The sequence below is a fragment of the Parasediminibacterium sp. HNIBRBA5674 genome (genome assembly GCF_056745525.1).
Window position 1 is genome coordinate 60,891 of sequence record NZ_JBQWIE010000011.1, and the last position, 17,371, is coordinate 78,261.

Consider the following 17,371-nt stretch of genomic DNA (forward strand, 5'->3'; position numbering starts at 1 on the left):
ACCTTAAAATAGCAAAGAAAAGATTAAAAAAGCCTTAACTTATAGCAATAAAATAGCTGTGAAGTACCCATGATAATTACCACACAAAACGAAAAGCTAAGCTTACAATAAGCTTTTTTTAAAACACAAAATTTAATATTTTCTTGAATAAGGCAGTAATAAACACAAATGCATCGTAATGCACATATAAAAATAGGGAAGAAAATTTTAAGCTTAGTTACCGTATCAAAACGCTAGTACCTCTTTTTTCAACTATTTTACCAGTATAATCAATGCCTTGGGCAGTAAAAATATAAGTACCTGATGGTTGGGCTGAACCATTGTACAAGCCATCCCAGCCCTTACCAAACTCTTTAGTAGTAAATAATAATTGACCAAAACGATTATAAACGCTGAAAAACTTAATACTAGAAATGCCTACAGCAATAGGTTTTAAAATATCATTTTTACCATCACCATTAGGTGTAAAGCCTGTAGGTATAAAAAAATCGGGCTGGGTTTTAAACACAGTTACTCTTACAGCATCTTCACCTACACAACCTTCTGGTGTAGTGGCTTTTACAGTATATACTATTGTATTTACAGCATTAGTAATGGTTGCTATGGGGTTAATAATAGCAGGATTGTTTAAATAATTAGCTGGCTGCCATAAATAACTAAGATTAATGCTATCTACAAAACTAGATGTAACTTGCAACTGCAATGGCTGATTAAACACTACCATGGTATCTCTACCTGCATTAATGGTTACAGGCGGTATAACCTTTACGGTAAAAGTGTCTATTAGCAAATTAGGGCAATTGCCATTTTTAACACTTAAAACATAAGTAGTAGATTTTGATGGGGCTACTTTGGCATTAATACTAAAAGGCAAACTATTAATCTGTCCATTACCTCCATTGTAAATAGAAGAAGTATTTGTCCAACTATAATTTGTACCAATAGTAATATTGGCTCGTAAATTAGTACTTGTAGCAAAACAAATAGTAGTATCTCGTGGACTTACAGCAGCTTTTGGAAAACGTTCATTAAAAATACCAACGTTAGATATGGTACTTGTATCGGCCACACAAACACCATTTTTTACAATTACCCTAAACTTAGTAGGCGCTAGTACACCAGTAATGTTATAAAATGTATCTGTTTTAGCTGGCGCAAAATTCGTCCAGTTAATGGCATCGGCAGATAATTGCCAGTTTACAATAGCACCATTGTGATTGATTAATTTTAGAACAGCATCTTTATTTTGGTCTTGACAAATTTGTAAATCATTAGGTGTTAAAATACCACCAACACTTTTGGCATCCACAACTATTGTAGCGCCTTTGGCAGTATCAATACTACAAGCGGGCCCATTTTGTACCAAAGCAGCAAAGCTTGTGGTGGTATTTAAATTCTGTGCGAGATAAGTGTTGGTTGCATTAGGAATATCTACCCACGTAACACCATCGGTAGATGATAACCATTTTAAAACGTTACCAGTATTGCCAGATAATGTAACTGTACTTGCATTTGCGCCAGCACAAACAATAGCATTACCTGTAAGGTTACCAGCAACTGTAGGTGGTGAAGTTGTTACTTGAATAGTTGCTTCAAGATTGGCACAACTATTTTGCTCACGTGCAGTAATGGTACCACTTTGAAGGCCAGGAATAACAGTGATAATATTAGAATTAGAATCTGAAATTATTTTCCAACCATTTGGCACCGTCCATTGGTAAGTAGCGCCGGTAAGCTCAGGTACAGAATAAGTGGTAGGCCCATTTACACAAGCCCTTCTTGCACCACTTATCATCAGGCCATTACAATCGTTACGCAAGGCAATATATGCGTAAGCAAAATGCCCTTTGGGTACACAGTTTTCAGCAGTAAACGTAAGGGTTACTTTTTGCCCTCTATATGGTTCTAAATCAAAGGTTACTTCTGTCCAATCTTTTGTCCATACACGCAAAGGATTTTCGTTGGGTCTAACGTTATTGGGTGTTGGTACATTGCTTTGTCTAAATCCATTTCTGTTCGCAGTAGCAACATCTAATACACCACCATTAGTAGGTAAAAAATATTGTGGCGACGCACAAGTAATCACACTATCATTTGTCATTAATGTGGCTGATGCTAATGGTTGTTGAATAGATGCGTGACTGCCATTTTCTAAAACCATAGCATAAGCATACGTCATAGTGTAAGGGCCGGTACCTGCAGGTACATCTATTACATAACCTATACCTCTTACAAAACCACCAGGATTAGAACTTACGTTGGTAGAACCTAATAAAATAGAATAATCATACTGATAACCATTGATATTAGGAATAATAGAAAATCCTCCAAAAGCGTCGTTACCACCAGAAGTGTTTACTTGTATACCTGGTATTGAAGAGCCATATTCTGTAATACTTACAGCACCAATAGTACCTTGCGGAAAAGCTAATGCAGCATCATAATTTTGCCTTAACGCAATACTTCTATTTGAGCCTGATGTTGAGCCTGATGCAAAAGTACCCGTGTAAGCAAACCAATTATTCAGTGTTCTATCACCAAAATTGATATTGGCAGGACATTGACCATAAACCGCCCCACCGCTACAAACAGCAGCAAGGAAAGCTAGAGAAAATATCCATTTTTTTAACATCATTTGGTTATAGTGGCATATTGACGGTTATAGAAAGCTATCATCTAAAAACTCACTAATAAGCCCAGCAATTTTACTAGGTGTTTCTATCATGCCCATATGTCCAGCATTTTCTAATACATGAATATACGTACAACTAGGCATATGCGTTTGCTCTAAGCTATCTTTTATTGGAACGGCAACATCATCTGTACCAATGATAAACAACACAGGCAAATTGCCGCCTTTTAAAACAGCCGTTTTATCCAATCTGTTCATCATGGCTCGATAATAATTTTGTAAAGCAACAACGTTAAAACTTTTACCCTCACTTATTAGAGTTTCTATAACATCGCTATTCGTTTGCTTAAAATTATTTGAAAATAAATTTGGTATAGTTGTTTTTAAAAAAGCATAGCCACCATATTCATCCATCATGGCAATACCTCTTTGCCTATTTGCTTTCTTTTCGTCACTATCTGCATAAGCAGTAGAATGTATCAACCCGTAACTTTTAAGCAAATTCGGGTATTTTTCGACAAATGATAATGTGATATAACCACCCATACTATGACCAAGCATTACACAGCTATCAATTTTTAAATACTGCAATAAAGCATGCACAATATCTGCATAATAATCAATATTACTAAGCCTTTCGTCTTGCAAAGCATCAGTTGTTACAAAAGATTTTTCAGATCCTGGTAAATCAATTAATACCACTTTGTAGCTTGTTTGTAGAATGTTAGCTACGTCTTGCCAAACATTACTGTCTTCACCAAAACCGTGTAATAGTACTACTGCATTACCACTACCCTTTTGGCTGTAAGCAATTCGTAAATTATCAATCTCAAAAAAATCTTGCATTGGTTTTATTTACTTTTTTACAACCCTATTAATCAATAATCTGGCAATATGCCAACCCAACAATAATGCAGCAAAAACGGTTGCTATTTTGTATAAATAATCACCGTAAGCAACGTACACAGTTTCACCAGTTACAGTAGGAATATTGTATTTCAAAGCCGCTTCTTTGTTCCAAGGTTGCGCAGCCAAAATATCACCTCTATCGTTAATCACAGCACTAATACCTGTATTAGCACTTCTAGCCACCCATCGTCTTGTTTCAATGGCTCTTAATCTTGCGTATTGCAAATGTTGTTTATGGCCGGGTGTATTGCCCCACCAACCGTCGTTTGTAATAATGGTAATAATATTGGCACCACGTTGCACATAACTAGCCACATATTCACCATAAATACTTTCGTAGCAAATAACGGGTGCTGCAACATAAGGGTTGCCATTTTCGGTAAATACTTTCGAGCTATCACTTTTGCCATAACCACCAGTACTGCCACCAAATTTTTCAAAAATTGGTCCTAAAAAGTTTAAGAAAGTAGGTAAAGTTTCTACACCCGGCACCAACTTACTTTTATTATAAAACTGTAATGGTTCACTAGCTTTAATTGCTACAGCAGCGTTAAATAAATCGTAATAATTACCATTGCCAGCTAGCCTTGCAGTAGCAGTATATTTTTCAGTACCATACATTTTATAGGTTTCAATGCCAGAAACAATAGTAACATTTGGATGCTGCTGAATGAAATTGAATATCGGTTTATAAATATCACTCGCAGCTACATGACCTTGCTCTTCTTGTGCACTCATAGCTGTTTCTGGCCACACAATTAACTTGGTAGAAGTGTCAATATTTTGCTCAGATAATCTTACCAATATTTGCACTTGCTGCGCTAATGAATTGCTATTAAATTTTTGATAAGGATCAATATTTGGTTGAATAATAAGAACGTTTGAACCGCTGATTGGATTGATAGTTTTGAAGCGCTGTGATATGATAGTAGATAGTATAAATGGAATACTGATGATGCCAATTGCGACACTAACACTTTTACTATTGACCATTGACCATTGACCATTGACTCTTTGTTGAAACTTTACAAAAACTTCTTTCAAAGTAATATTTACCAATAAAACCCACAATGTACCACCACTTACACCAGTGTATTCGTACCATTGTACCCAACTAGTATGCGATGCAAATACATTACCCAATGTGAGCCATGGCCAGCTTAATTGCCAGTTCAAATGAATGTATTCAAACATCATCCAAAAAGCTATCAATGCTATATAGCCGCTACGTTTACCATAATTGTTTTTGAAAGTAAAATAGCCCCACCAAGGCAAGCACATCAATACACTATTTGCAATAATAGCTGCTATAGAACCTATATCTGTAGAGTTCCAAATCCACCAGGTAGTTGCAGCATTCCATATTAATAAGGCAAGGAAAGTGAAGCCGAAAAACACATTCTTTTTTACAACAGCATCAGCCACAATTAGCAGTGGCACTAACGCAATAAAAATAGCAAATGTGAGTGGTGAAACTGGCCAAGCAGCAAACAATAATACACCCGATAGAATACTTAAACCAAATAGTTGAGAACGCTTCACAGCAAATAATTTGGTGTGAAAGTTAAGACGATTTTTTAACACACCTAGTTACCAAATCTATCTTTTACGCCTTTTGCAATATCAATCATACCTATATGAATGGGTATCACCAAACTTAGGCACTGCTATTCACAAAGGTGTGTTGCCATCCCGAAACTTAGGCAGTGGTACTCACAACTGTGAATTGGCATCCCCATACTTAGGCACTGCTATTCACAAAGGTGTATTGCCATCCCGAAACTTAGGAAGTGGTACTCACAACTGTGAACTAGTATCCCCAAACTTAGGAAGTGCTAGTAGATTAGTGCAGTTAGTCAAACAAAAAAATATTACAAACTATGAATTGTGATTAGATACTAATCCTCGAAGTGAATAGAAAACGAAATCATACGAGATTGAATCTTATCAAATACGCTTGAATATTTCAAAGTTTCATCCCGTGCATGAATATTTGATAAGCCATAAGTAAATTTAATTTCTGGTGAAATAGTTACAAAACGTAGAAATAAATTACAACCAATACCTGCCTCTAATGCAAAATCGCTACCCTTAAGTTTTATTAAATCTTCGGCGTTTCTAGCAGTAGAGTTGCTACTTAAATCTTTGTCAAACCGTACACCGCCAAGTAAGTAGACCCTAAAATTATCTATCCTGTCAGAATTGAACTTAAAGTGCACTGGCAAGCTTACAAGTGTTGATGGCAGTATCTTTCTTTGCTCTTCTGCTTCTGTAGGCAAGCGGCTGCCCAATGTGTAAGAGAAGTATTTTGCACCGCCAATGATTAACTGTGGGTTAATGCGCAGTTGAAATCTATCGCTTAACCTAGCAGTACCTAGAAGCCCTAAAGTAATACCACCGCTTGACCCTGGCTGTGCCACAAGAATACTATCGTCTTGCAAAAATCTGCTTGACTTGGTAGGGTGTAAAAATGTAGAATTATAGCCCAAGGTAATACCAAAGTAATACCTTAAGTCATCATGAAAAGGACGGTTAATTTCTTTTTGAGCTTGAACTTTTGAGCTAGCAACAATAACTAGCAAAAGCAACATTACCCTTGTTACTTGACCCCGCAATAAATAGTGCATATGCCTAAACTAAGTGATTTTAAATACGTTTGGGTAAAGCCTGCTTCATGCATAATGTTTAAAAAAGTTTGCCCTTCAGGGAAGGCTTGAACACTGTCGTTCAAATATTGATAAGCGTCTTTATTTTTAGCAAACAACTTGCCAAAAGAAGGCGCAATCACATTCATATATAAGTTATAGAATTGCTTAAACACAATATTTTTAGGTTTAGAGAATTCTAAAACTACCAATTTTCCACCAGGTTGCAATACGCGTTTCATTTCTTGCAAACCTTTTAACAAATTTTGAAAGTTTCTTACACCAAAAGCAACGGTAATAGCATCAAAACTATTGTCTTCAAAACTAATATTTTCACTATCGCCTTTGTACAATTGAATCACATTTTGTAAGCCTTTAGCAGCAATCTTTTGTCTGCCAAGATCTAACATGCCTTCGCTAATATCTATACCTATAATATTGGTCGGTTTTAAAATATCGTAAGTCATTAATGCAACATCAGCAGTACCTGTAGCTACATCTAGCATTTTCTTAGGTTGTAAACTAGCCAGTTGTTTGATAGCTTTTTTACGCCAAGTAATATCTATACCAGCACTTAAAAATCTGTTTAAGAAATCGTATCTAAAAGCGATGTTATCAAACATATCAGCTACTTGCTCTTTTTTGCTCAAGCTGCTGTCTTTTTGAGGCACTACACCGTCATGTGCATATTTTTCCATTGTTGCGAAGATATTATAATTACGTATTTACCCGAAATACTTAAAGTTAAATTGATTATGCGCTTATTCCATTACAGAATTGAGACTAGTTTGTTTAAAAAAATAATAGCGCATATTTAAATAAAATTACCATTCAAGCAAATGAATACATATTGATTATCAACACTAAAAAAACTTTTAATCTTTTTTATAATTTTTTATTCAGTAAGAATGCGTCTTACTACATTTACAAATCTTATTGTTATAAATAGAAACCTTTGAGCAATTAGGAGCATTATCCTACTGTTAATCAACGAAAATCGTTTGCAATGTTTTTACACAAATCAGCATCAAAAACCGAGTTAGTTACACAATTTGTCGACTGGCTAATTGCAGATATTGCCAAAGTATTAGCCACACAACCACGCTATACTATTGCATTATCTGGCGGTAGCACACCTATGGATGTATTTGAAATATTAGCCTCAGAAGCTTATGCATCCAAAATAGATTGGCAAAAATTACATATTTTCTGGGGCGATGAACGTGATGTACCTTTTGAAGATGATAAAAATAATGCTAAACATGCATTCGATTTATTACTTACAAAAGTGCCTGTACCAGCCAATCAAATTCATGTAATTGAAACCAATTACACAGCAGAAATTGCAGCAAGAAGATATGACCAATTGCTACATGAGTATTTTGATGGCAAGCAACATAGCTTTGATTTAGTAATGCTTGGCATGGGTGATGATGGACACACTTTATCCTTATTTCCTGGTACATCTGTAATTCATGAAACATCAAAACTTGCAACGTCTTTTTATTTAGAGGCACAAAAAATGAATCGCATTACTATTACCGCACCTATTACCAATAAAGCTGCAGCCGTATGCTTTTTGGTTGCTGGTAAAAGCAAAGCATCTGCACTTAAAGAAGTACTACAGGGTAAATACCAACCAGATGTTTACCCGTCGCAGTGCATAAAACCACTAAATGGCAATTTGCATTGGTTTATAGATGAAGAAGCCGCTGCGCCATAATGGGTAAAGTAGGTGCGTGTAAGTATTTTTTTGCAAAAAAATAAACTACGATGAACCGCCCCACAATATATATTATACAAAATGCCTTAAGTGATATCCACCCAATACATGTTTCTACATAAAATGCCTTGTGTGGCATTCACCTAATACATGTTTTTATATAAAATGCTTTTTGTGGCATTCACCTAATACATGTTTCTATATAAAATACCTTGTGTGGCATACACCAATTACATGTTTTTACTTAAAATGCTTTGGGTGGCTTTCACCTAATACATGTTTTTACTTAAAATGCTTTGGGTGGTTATTATCATATTCTATTTTGAATCCAAATACTATTATTAAGACTAAAGTTTAGTAATCATTACGCTTTGCATATAAGGTAAAGTATTTCCATACAACAACTGCTTATTTATCATCATTAATACAACCTAATGCAGTATATTAGCAAAATCGATTGCTTAAATACAACCAACAACTCTCTTAGAAAACAAGTTGTGCTTCATTATTAACCTACAAAAATGACACCTTATGTTAGAGCCATGGAGAAAAGGTATTATTACCAAAATAGAACAAGCCACACCTACCACTCGTCGCTTCTTTATAACTGTACCAGAATTGGAAGTTTTCGATTTTAAACCTGGTCAATTTGTTACTTTAGACCTACCTATTCACGAACAAAAAAATAAACGTTGGCGTAGTTATTCAATAGCTTCTGCACCCAATGGTACCAATACTTTTGAACTAATTATTGTGTTACTGCCAGATGGGTTAGGCACTACTTACTTGTTTAAAGGTGCAGATGTGGGCACAGAAATTATGTTACGTGGCCCTGTGGGTGTATTTACAATGCCACCTGTTTTAGATAAAGACTTATACCTCATTTGCACCGGTACAGGTATTGCACCATTTCGTTCAATGATTCATTATATTCATCAGCATAACATACCACATAACAACATCTACTTAATATTTGGTTGTAGAACCTTGCCAGATGCTTTGTATAAAGAAGAAATGGAAATGCTAGAAGCTAATGTGCCAGGTTTCTTTTATCAGCCTACATTTTCACAAATTGCAGATGTACCCGAAAGCTGTAATAAAGGCTATGTGCACGTTGTGTACGATAGAATAATTAAAGCTAACAACAATGCACCAGCTAGCTTTTACCTATGCGGCTGGAAAGAAATGATAGATGAAGCGAGAGAAAAAATAATACAACTTGATTACGAGAAAAAAGACATTCACTTTGAATTGTACGGCTAGAATTTGTCTCCTTATTGCTTCTTAAACGTTGCTTTAAAATACAAAAGCACAGCAGACAAGATAAGAATGATACTATTGGCAATAATAACTGGCAGCAAATGCAGATAAAAGCCATATACTAGCCAAACGATAACGCTAGTAAATACAATCCATAACATGCCCCAACTTAAATCACCTACGCTTTTGGTTTTGTAAGCGTGTAACACTTGTGGTATGAAAGTGATGGCACTTAAAAATGCTCCGAACAAACCAACGTATTCTATAAAAGGCATGGGAAGAAATTTAGTAAGGTTTCACACAAAGAAACAAAGGATACAATGGGCACAAAGAGCGTTTTTCTTGTGTTATTTAACTAACATAAACACACTTTGTGGACTTTTTCTTCTTTGTTTCTTTGCGTGAAAATATACGCTAAGATAAAAGTTGAATAATGATAAGAACGTACAAGTGAGTGACACAACCGAAGCAAAAAAGTACTACAACAGCTGGTAACAAAGAAAGAATGAAAGAAAATAAACCTTCGTGTACTTTGCCTTCTTTGTTTCTTTGTGTGAAATTATTATTCAATACCAAATTTGCTTAACACTTCGCTGCTTACGCCTGTGGTAGAGTAACCACCATCGTGGAATAAGTTTTGCATAGTAACCATCTTGGTTAAATCTGAGAACAAAGTAATGCAGTAATTAGCACAATCTTCAGCAGTAGCATTACCCAATGGTGCGATTGCATTTGCATAGTCAAAGAAATCGCCAAAGCCTTTAATACCACTACCTGCAGTGGTTTTTGTAGGCGATTGAGAAACCGTATTAATACGCACTTTTTTATCTACACCATAGTGATAACCAAAGCTACGAGCAATACTTTCTAACATGGCTTTAATGTCAGCCATATCAGTATAAAAAGGATAAGTACGTTGTGCAGCCATATAAGTTAAAGCCACCACGCTACCCCATTCGTTAATAGCATCTAGTTTTTTAGCTACAGCTAGCATTTTATGGAAAGACAACGCAGACACATCAATACCTTTTTGGAAAAATTCGTAGTTAGATTCAGTGTAAGGAATTTTTTTACGAATGTTAACACTCATACCTATTGAATGCAACACAAAGTCTATTTTACCACCCAATATTTCTTGAGACTTTGTAAATAAGTTTTCTAAATCTTCTACACTTGTTGCATCAGCAGGAATAATTTGAGAGCCAGTAGCTTCTGCTAGTTTATTAATTTCACCCATACGCATGGCAATAGGTGCATTGGTTAACACAAATGTGGCGCCTTCTTCATGTGCTTTTTCAGCAACTTTCCATGCAATTGAATTCTCGTCTAATGCACCTGATATGATACCACGTTTACCTTTTAATAAGTTGTATGCCATAGCAATTATTTTGTGATGTTTGATGTACGAAGTACGATTTATGAGGCGGTAAATGTAAAGAAATCATTCTAATCTCATCAATCGTAAAAATCTGGCTTCAGATAGCTTTAATTCATAACCATTTCTTAGTGGTTTTTAGTTGTCTATATTACGAAGCATTACATTATTTACGTAAGAAAATGAATTTGTAATACAAAACGAGGGTAATAAAATTCATTAAAAAAGCACAACCCACTACAGCACCAAAATAGAGCATAAGATTTAAAAAGGTGCGGTTCTTTAAGATATTTTTCTTTAGATAAAGATGCAACATATAAACAGGTACAGCAACCAAAATGAAGTAAATGACCATTAATAATTGCCAATGAGGAACATTTTTCATTTACTCATAATTTTATAAATCAGCTACATATCAATCATTGAACCTCTAATTCATCACCATTTCCTTGGCATTCTCTAAAGCTGCTGCAGTTGGTTTTTCGCCGCTAAGCATCTGTGCAATTGCTGTTATGCGTTCATCATTTGATAATAAGCGAATGTTAGTTTTTACAGCTTCGCCTTTAATCTCTTTATACACAAAGTAGTGTGCATTGGCCTTGCCAGCAATTTGTGGTTGGTGTGTAATGCAAATGATTTGACGATTAGTAGCCAAATCTTTCATAATAGCACCTACCTGTTTGGCAGCTTCACCACTAATACCAGTATCTATTTCATCAAAAATCATGGTTGGCAAATCCATACTTTTTGCTACCAAACTTTTAATACACAACATCAACCTGCTTAATTCACCACCACTAGCAACTTTTCTTATAGGCTCAAAGCGATTGCTTTTATTAGCATCAAACAATAATTCTATCTCATTTTTGCCATACAAATTCAAAGCGGTGTCTTTTATCAGCACTTTCAATCTTGCATTAGGCATACCAACTTGATGTAGCAAATGATTCACGTTTTTTTCTAGAGGTGCTACTTGCTGTAATCTTTTAGCGGCCAATGTTTCAGCGGTTTTGGCCGCTTGCTGTAATAATTGTGCTACTTCTTTTTCTTTTTGTAAAATAGCATCATCAATGTTTAAAACAGCTTGCAGTTTGTCTTGCAAATCCGCTTGAATAGCTAAGATTTCAGCCGTAGATTTCACGCCATGCTTCTTTAATAATTTATACCCAACAGCTAATCGCTCATTAATAAATTCGATGCGCTTTTCATCAAAGTTGATAACGTCGTTAATGCGTTCAACTTCTTCTGCAATGTCTTGTAACTCTATGTGTGCAGATTGTAAACGTTCAATAACACTTGGTAAATCGTGATGGTAAGCCGTATAAGCACTTAGCTGATTAATGATTTGCTTGAGAGAAACGACAATCGGCTGTTCACTTTCTTTTAGGTCGAAATACGTTTTGGTTAAAGCTGTTTTAATACCCTCACTATTGCTTAACAAATTGAGTTCTGCATCTAAATCTTCCAATTCATTTTCTTGTAAGCTTACTTCTTCCAACTCATCATACAAAAACTGATGATAATCTAATTCCTTATTAAAAGAAGCCTTTTGTGCCTGAAGCTCTTGCAAGGTTTTAGTAGCCTGCAACCATTGCTTGTATTGTGTTTGATACGTTTGTAGTAAATCGTGGTTGTTGGCCAAAGCATCAATTACTTCACGTTGAAAATCTTCATCACCAAGCTCTAAAGTATCAAACTGACGATGCAAATCAACCAACAGCGATGCCAAAGCTTTTAGTTGTTGCACTGTGGTAGGTGTATCATTTACAAAAGCTCTCGATTTGCCACTCACGGCTATCTCTCTACGTACTACCAATTCTTCGTCTATGTCAAGTTCATTATCTTTTAAAAATTGTTTAATAGCAGGTTTATCATCTATACTAAAAAAACCTTCAATCACACATTTCTTATCGTTCACTTTTAAAGCACTCGTATCTGCACGTTCGCCTAAAATAAGGCTTAGTGCCCCCATCAAAATACTTTTACCAGCACCAGTTTCACCAGTAATAATATTAAGCTGATTAGAAAATTGAATATCAATTTCGTCAATAATGGCGTAGTTCTGTATGTGTAACTTTTTTAGCACTGCTCTAAGGAAATTAAATTGATGTTGCCAAAATTAGGTAAGCCTTTCTGAAAATCATGTACATCATTAAAATCATTTTAATCAGCAGTTAATTACTCACCCGTACACCTTGCAATACCAGATTTTGCCTTTTGATCTAATGAGTTTTTATACTCATGGTCTTTCATATCTAGGCATTGCTGAAAGTATGAAACAGCAATCGTTTTTTTATTTTGTCGCTCATATATCTCGCCCAATTGTAAGGCTGCTCTTGCTGCAAAATACTCTTTGCAAGTAGCGCCTAATTCTATTGTTTTAAGATAATATTGTATTGCCTCTGCATCGTTACGCATATCATCGTTAATGCGTGCATAGCGATAGTTAAACTGTAGTTTTTCTTCCTCTTTCGTAAAACTAGCAATGCCTTTTGCATTCAGCACCTGCAAGGCTTCTTTGTTCATACCACCATCATTCAATAGTCTTGCTTTTAGCAAAGTGATATTTTGCCAATTACCTGTTTTAGCCTCTTGCAATGCTTGCTTATCAGCATCTGTGTACAAAGCTCCTTTCTTTATCACATTGCTTCTTGCGGCCTCAGCAGCAGGCATATTTCCTTGCAAATAATAGCACCAACTGAGTTTTAAGTAAGTATCTTTTACATAAAAATTACCCTTAAAATTTGCCAAATAAGTTTCAAAATGTTGCGCTGCTTCTTGAAATTCTTGTCGGTACAATTTCACATGTGCTAGTTCATAATCCCAAGCAGCTATTTGCAAGTATTCGGTAGACTTATTTCTGTTGAGAATAATACTTTTTGCGTAATCAATCTGCTTATCGTTAATAGCCAGGTTTGAAGCCATATAAGCCAACGATAAATTATTAACAATGTCTAGTTTCTTGTTTTTAATCAGCGCAAATACTTCGGTATGTTTGTTTTGTAAATAAAACGCCAAGTAGCAATACACTAGTGTACCTTCTGAGTTCATCAGCTTTGCATAAGGGTCGCTGCTATTCATAAAATTATTAACCAGCTTCAAGCCTTCTGTCATAGAACCACTCATACCAAGTAACGACACCAACGCTGCATAACCTTTAGGTACAATGGCTGTAACAGACTGTAAAATACCCATTACCAAATCATTAGGGGCAAACGTGGCAAAGGTTTTTTTGTTTTCTTTTACCAATTGAAAGCTCTTGCGAATATCCCAGCCAGCCCGCCAGTTCTCTACAAACTTTATTTCTATGGCTGCCTTTTGCATATACACTACACTTAGCGAAAATTTGTAAAAAGGCGATGTTTGTGGGCCAGTTTCTAAAAGTGCAATGCGCTCTGCAATACGCACTTTAAACTTGGCATATTCATCTGCATCTTCACTTAAAAACAGCGGAAAAAAATCAATGTAATTTTCTAGTAAAGTAGGTATTAAATTATTGGGGTTTTGCTGCTTTGCCTTCTCAAGCAATACTTTAGCGCTGTTAAATTTTAGCTTAGATATTTCTAAATATGCTTGCTGACAAGTGCTATTAAATTCATACACTTTCTGTGCATTTGCCAAAACCGAAACAAGCATCATGCAGATACAAAATAAAAACCGCTTTATCATGGCTCGAAAATAAAGAAGGGCAGCCATATAGCCGCCCTTCATCAAAAAATTATATGTTAAGTATTATTTTACATCTACACTGTCGTTCAAATCAGCGTCTACCAAAATACGGCCACAGTTTTCACAAACAATTACTTTTTTGTGCAAGCGAATTTCACTTTGACGTTGAGGAGGAATCGCATTGAAGCAACCACCACAAGCATCACGCTCTACAGGCACCACACCTAAGCCATTACGATAGTTTTTCCTAATTCTATCGTAGCTGTATAACAAACGTTCATCAACAGAAGAACGAGCACCTTCAGAAATACCTCTAAAATGCGTTTCTTCTTTTTCGGTATCAGCAATAATCTTATCTAATTCGCCTTTTTTGTGGTTCAATACACCTTCTTTAACCGCAATTTGCTTTTTAGAGGCATCTAAAGCTTTCGCTTTATCCGCTAGCTCTTCATTCGCATCACGAATATGCTTTTCTGCCAACTTGTTTTCAAGTTGCATCATTTCTATTTCTTTATTCAAAGCTTCAAACTCACGACTATTTTTTACATTATCGCTTTGTTTTTCGTACTTTTTTAAAGTGGCTTCGCCTTCTTTAATAAAGTTTTTCTTGCCTTCAATAAATTCGGTAATACCGTTAATTTCTTCTTCAATACGTGTTCTACGAGCATGTAAGCCTTGAATTTCGTCTTCCAAATCGCTTACTTCCATTGGCAATTCGCCCTTCAAAACTTGGATTTCATCCAACTTGCTGTCAATTTTTTGAAGCTTAATTAAGCCTACTAATTTTTCCTCAACAGAATAATCTTTAACTGAAGCCATAACTTGTATACTGTTTAAATTGTATGATGTTTACTTTGGTCACCAACTGCTGTAATCCTTATTTGGCTTATGTTGCAAGTTAATACTGAGTTTACGAAGTACCTCTTTGCAGCGTTCAGCACTTTATTCTTCATCGGTAATCGAGTATCGATAATCGCTAGAAAAAAGATGCTCCAAACTTGCGATTTTCGATTTTTCGATTAACGAATCTCTACACAAAATACCCTACAGGATTAGTAACCACCTCACTTTTGAGGACGGCAAAAGTAGGAAATTTACGCTGTAAAATAGCAATTATTAAATCAGGCGTAAACTGTTCGCTTTCCCAATGGCCAATATCGGCAATAATTAGCTTGTTTTCAGCATCAAAAAATTCGTGATATTTTATATCGCTCGTAATATAAATATCTGCTTTTACCGCTTTTGCCGTGGCTATTAAAAAACTACCTGCACCACCACAAAGCGCCACTTTTTGTATGGGCTTACCCAAAAGTGCAGTGTGTTTTATCACTTTTAAACCAAAAGCTTGCTTAATATGTTGTAAAAAAGTTAGCTCATCCATTGGTGCTGCGAGCTCACCTACTAAGCCACTACCAACTGTGGTAAATGCATTTTCTAGCGGCACAATGTCATAAGCCACTTCTTCGTAAGGATGCGCAGCTTGTAAGGCAGCCACTACTTTACCACTCAAATAACTCGGGAAAATAACTTCTAATTTCATTTCTCTTTCCTCGTGTCTTTTACCAATATCACCTACAAAAGGGTTAGTGCCTTCAGCCGCTTTAAACGTGCCAATGCCTTCTACACCAAAACTACAGTCACTATAATTACCAATATTGCCAGCACCTGCATTAAAAATAGCTTCTCGTACCGCATCTACATAACCATAAGGTACATAGGTAAATAACTTAGCTAGAGCATTGCTTTTTGGCTGTAAAATTTGGGTATTTACCAAGCCTATCGTTTCAGCAATTTTTCCATTTACCCCATCTAATACACTATCTAAATTGGTATGAATGGCATAGATAGCCACATCGTGTTTTATAGCAGTAATAATGGTTTGCTCTACATAGTTTTTACCAGTAATTTTTTTTAATCCACTAAACACAATTGGGTGATGTGCTACCACAAGATTACAACCTTTAGCTACTGCCTCTAGTATTACGGCTTCTGTAGCATCAAGCGTACATAACGCACCTGTGCACAACCACGAAGCATTACCTGTAATAAGGCCACAGTTGTCATAACTTTCTTGATAAGCCGTTGGGGCTACTTGTTCTAGCGTAGCAATAATATTAGCAATAGTCATATAGCAAATGTAACCGCTGATGTTATTGATTTGAATGATTGCCTATGATTTTTAAGACTACACGCTAAGTATCACCTTTATTTTAAACTTGGCAAACAAACAATTCATGCCAATTCTACGTTCTTTGCATAGGTAAACTACCCAATCATTTAATTCATTATAATCATTCAAATCGTAGATGTATCTTAATCAGAATGGCAAAATAATTAAAGAAACAACAGCGAGTATTTCGCCCAATAACCGCTCTTTTCGCTATGGTGATGGCTTTTTTGAAACCATGAAAATGGTGGATGGTAAAATTTTACTAGCTGATTATCATTTTGAGCGCTTGTTTGCTTCTTTGGCTTTACTACAATTTGACGTGCCTAATTTTTTAACAGCCGATTATCTACAAACACAAATTATAGAACTTGCCAAACGTAATTACCACAATAAGTTGGCTAGAATTCGCCTCACTATTTACCGTGGTGATGGTGGCTTGTACGATCCACAAAATATGTTTCCCAACTACTTAATACAAACTTGGGATTTAAACCCTGCCAATAATTCACTTAACGAGAATGGCTTGGTACTAGATATTTTCACAGATGCAGTTAAAACTTGCGACCGCTTTTCTGCCGTAAAAAGCAACAATTATTTAGGCTATGCCATGGCTGCTTTGTGGGCTAAGCAACAGCATATAAACGATGCTATTTTACTTAACCCATATCAGTGTATAGCCGACGCTACCATAGCCAATGTATTTATTGTAACCGATGGTGTGGTGCTTACGCCTAGCCTGCAAGAAGGCTGTGTAAATGGTGTAATGCGTAGGCATTTGCTTACACAATTACGAGCCCACAATATGCCTGTAGAAGAAACCACTATTACAGTAGAAGCGTTACTACAAGCACAAGAACTGTTTTTAACCAATGGTATTTACGGCATTAGGTGGGTAAAGCAATTGCAAAACAGTAACTATACCAATGCATTAAGCGGCTTGCTGCATAAGCAATTTGTGAAGAGTATTTTACTAGGATAGGTTTACTAC

Annotated in this window: 14 protein-coding genes; 3 read left to right on the forward strand and 11 right to left on the reverse strand. The window is 35.8% G+C overall.

Annotated features, from left to right (window positions below; genetic code table 11):
• Nucleotides 1–217: 217 nt before the first annotated feature.
• The 5 genes from ACT9TX_RS07375 to ubiE all read right to left on the reverse strand — a co-directional run bounded on the left by ACT9TX_RS07375 (nt 218) and on the right by ubiE (nt 6,884).
• A complete protein-coding gene (locus ACT9TX_RS07375; protein WP_481337625.1) occupies nt 218–2,635 on the reverse strand; it encodes a T9SS type B sorting domain-containing protein in 2,418 nt (805 codons plus the stop codon).
• 24 nt (nt 2,636–2,659) lie between these two features.
• A complete protein-coding gene (locus tag ACT9TX_RS07380) occupies nt 2,660–3,478 on the reverse strand; it encodes an alpha/beta fold hydrolase (RefSeq protein ID WP_481337626.1) in 819 nt (272 codons plus the stop codon).
• A 9-nt stretch (nt 3,479–3,487) separates the two neighbouring features.
• Nucleotides 3,488–5,083 carry an apolipoprotein N-acyltransferase gene (gene lnt, locus ACT9TX_RS07385; protein ID WP_481337627.1) on the reverse strand — a complete coding sequence of 532 codons (1,596 nt, stop codon included), beginning with the start codon at nt 5,081–5,083 and terminating at the stop codon, nt 3,488–3,490.
• Nucleotides 5,084–5,439: 356 nt separating this feature from the next.
• Nucleotides 5,440–6,132 carry a type IX secretion/gliding motility protein PorT/SprT gene (gene porT, locus ACT9TX_RS07390; RefSeq protein WP_481337628.1) on the reverse strand — a complete coding sequence of 231 codons (693 nt, stop codon included), beginning with the start codon at nt 6,130–6,132 and terminating at the stop codon, nt 5,440–5,442.
• An 8-nt stretch (nt 6,133–6,140) separates the two neighbouring features.
• Nucleotides 6,141–6,884 carry a bifunctional demethylmenaquinone methyltransferase/2-methoxy-6-polyprenyl-1,4-benzoquinol methylase UbiE gene (ubiE, locus tag ACT9TX_RS07395; RefSeq protein ID WP_481337629.1) on the reverse strand — a complete coding sequence of 248 codons (744 nt, stop codon included), beginning with the start codon at nt 6,882–6,884 and terminating at the stop codon, nt 6,141–6,143.
• Between the two features lie 308 nt (nt 6,885–7,192).
• Between ubiE and pgl the strand changes: the two genes are divergently transcribed.
• Nucleotides 7,193–7,909 (forward strand): 6-phosphogluconolactonase, encoded by a 717-nt coding sequence (gene pgl, locus ACT9TX_RS07400; protein WP_481337630.1) that lies wholly within the window; start codon nt 7,193–7,195, stop codon nt 7,907–7,909.
• 531 nt (nt 7,910–8,440) lie between these two features.
• Complete coding sequence (locus ACT9TX_RS07405) at nt 8,441–9,172, forward strand: ferredoxin--NADP reductase (protein WP_481337631.1); 732 nt, start codon at nt 8,441–8,443, stop codon at nt 9,170–9,172.
• A gap of 11 nt (nt 9,173–9,183) precedes the next feature.
• Here ACT9TX_RS07405 and ACT9TX_RS07410 read toward each other — a convergent pair whose 3' ends face one another.
• From ACT9TX_RS07410 to ACT9TX_RS07435, 6 genes are all read right to left on the reverse strand, one after another.
• Complete coding sequence (locus ACT9TX_RS07410) at nt 9,184–9,444, reverse strand: SemiSWEET family sugar transporter (RefSeq protein ID WP_481337632.1); 261 nt, start codon at nt 9,442–9,444, stop codon at nt 9,184–9,186.
• A 287-nt stretch (nt 9,445–9,731) separates the two neighbouring features.
• On the reverse strand, nt 9,732–10,547 hold the full coding sequence (locus tag ACT9TX_RS07415; protein WP_481337633.1) for an enoyl-ACP reductase FabI: 816 nt from the start codon (nt 10,545–10,547) through the stop codon (nt 9,732–9,734).
• 427 nt (nt 10,548–10,974) lie between these two features.
• Nucleotides 10,975–12,630, reverse strand: a complete 1,656-nt coding sequence (gene recN, locus ACT9TX_RS07420) for a DNA repair protein RecN (RefSeq protein WP_481337634.1) — start codon at nt 12,628–12,630, stop codon at nt 10,975–10,977.
• Between the two features lie 92 nt (nt 12,631–12,722).
• A complete protein-coding gene (locus ACT9TX_RS07425) occupies nt 12,723–14,183 on the reverse strand; it encodes a tetratricopeptide repeat protein (RefSeq protein WP_481337635.1) in 1,461 nt (486 codons plus the stop codon).
• 93 nt (nt 14,184–14,276) lie between these two features.
• Nucleotides 14,277–15,032 carry a zinc ribbon domain-containing protein gene (locus ACT9TX_RS07430; protein ID WP_481337636.1) on the reverse strand — a complete coding sequence of 252 codons (756 nt, stop codon included), beginning with the start codon at nt 15,030–15,032 and terminating at the stop codon, nt 14,277–14,279.
• A gap of 211 nt (nt 15,033–15,243) precedes the next feature.
• Entirely contained in the window at nt 15,244–16,341 is a 1,098-nt protein-coding gene (locus tag ACT9TX_RS07435) for a Nif3-like dinuclear metal center hexameric protein (protein ID WP_481337637.1), read from the reverse strand.
• 178 nt (nt 16,342–16,519) lie between these two features.
• Here ACT9TX_RS07435 and ACT9TX_RS07440 point away from each other — a divergent pair, with 178 nt between their 5' ends.
• Nucleotides 16,520–17,362, forward strand: a complete 843-nt coding sequence (locus ACT9TX_RS07440) for an aminotransferase class IV (RefSeq protein ID WP_481337638.1) — start codon at nt 16,520–16,522, stop codon at nt 17,360–17,362.
• Nucleotides 17,363–17,371: the final 9 nt, after the last annotated feature.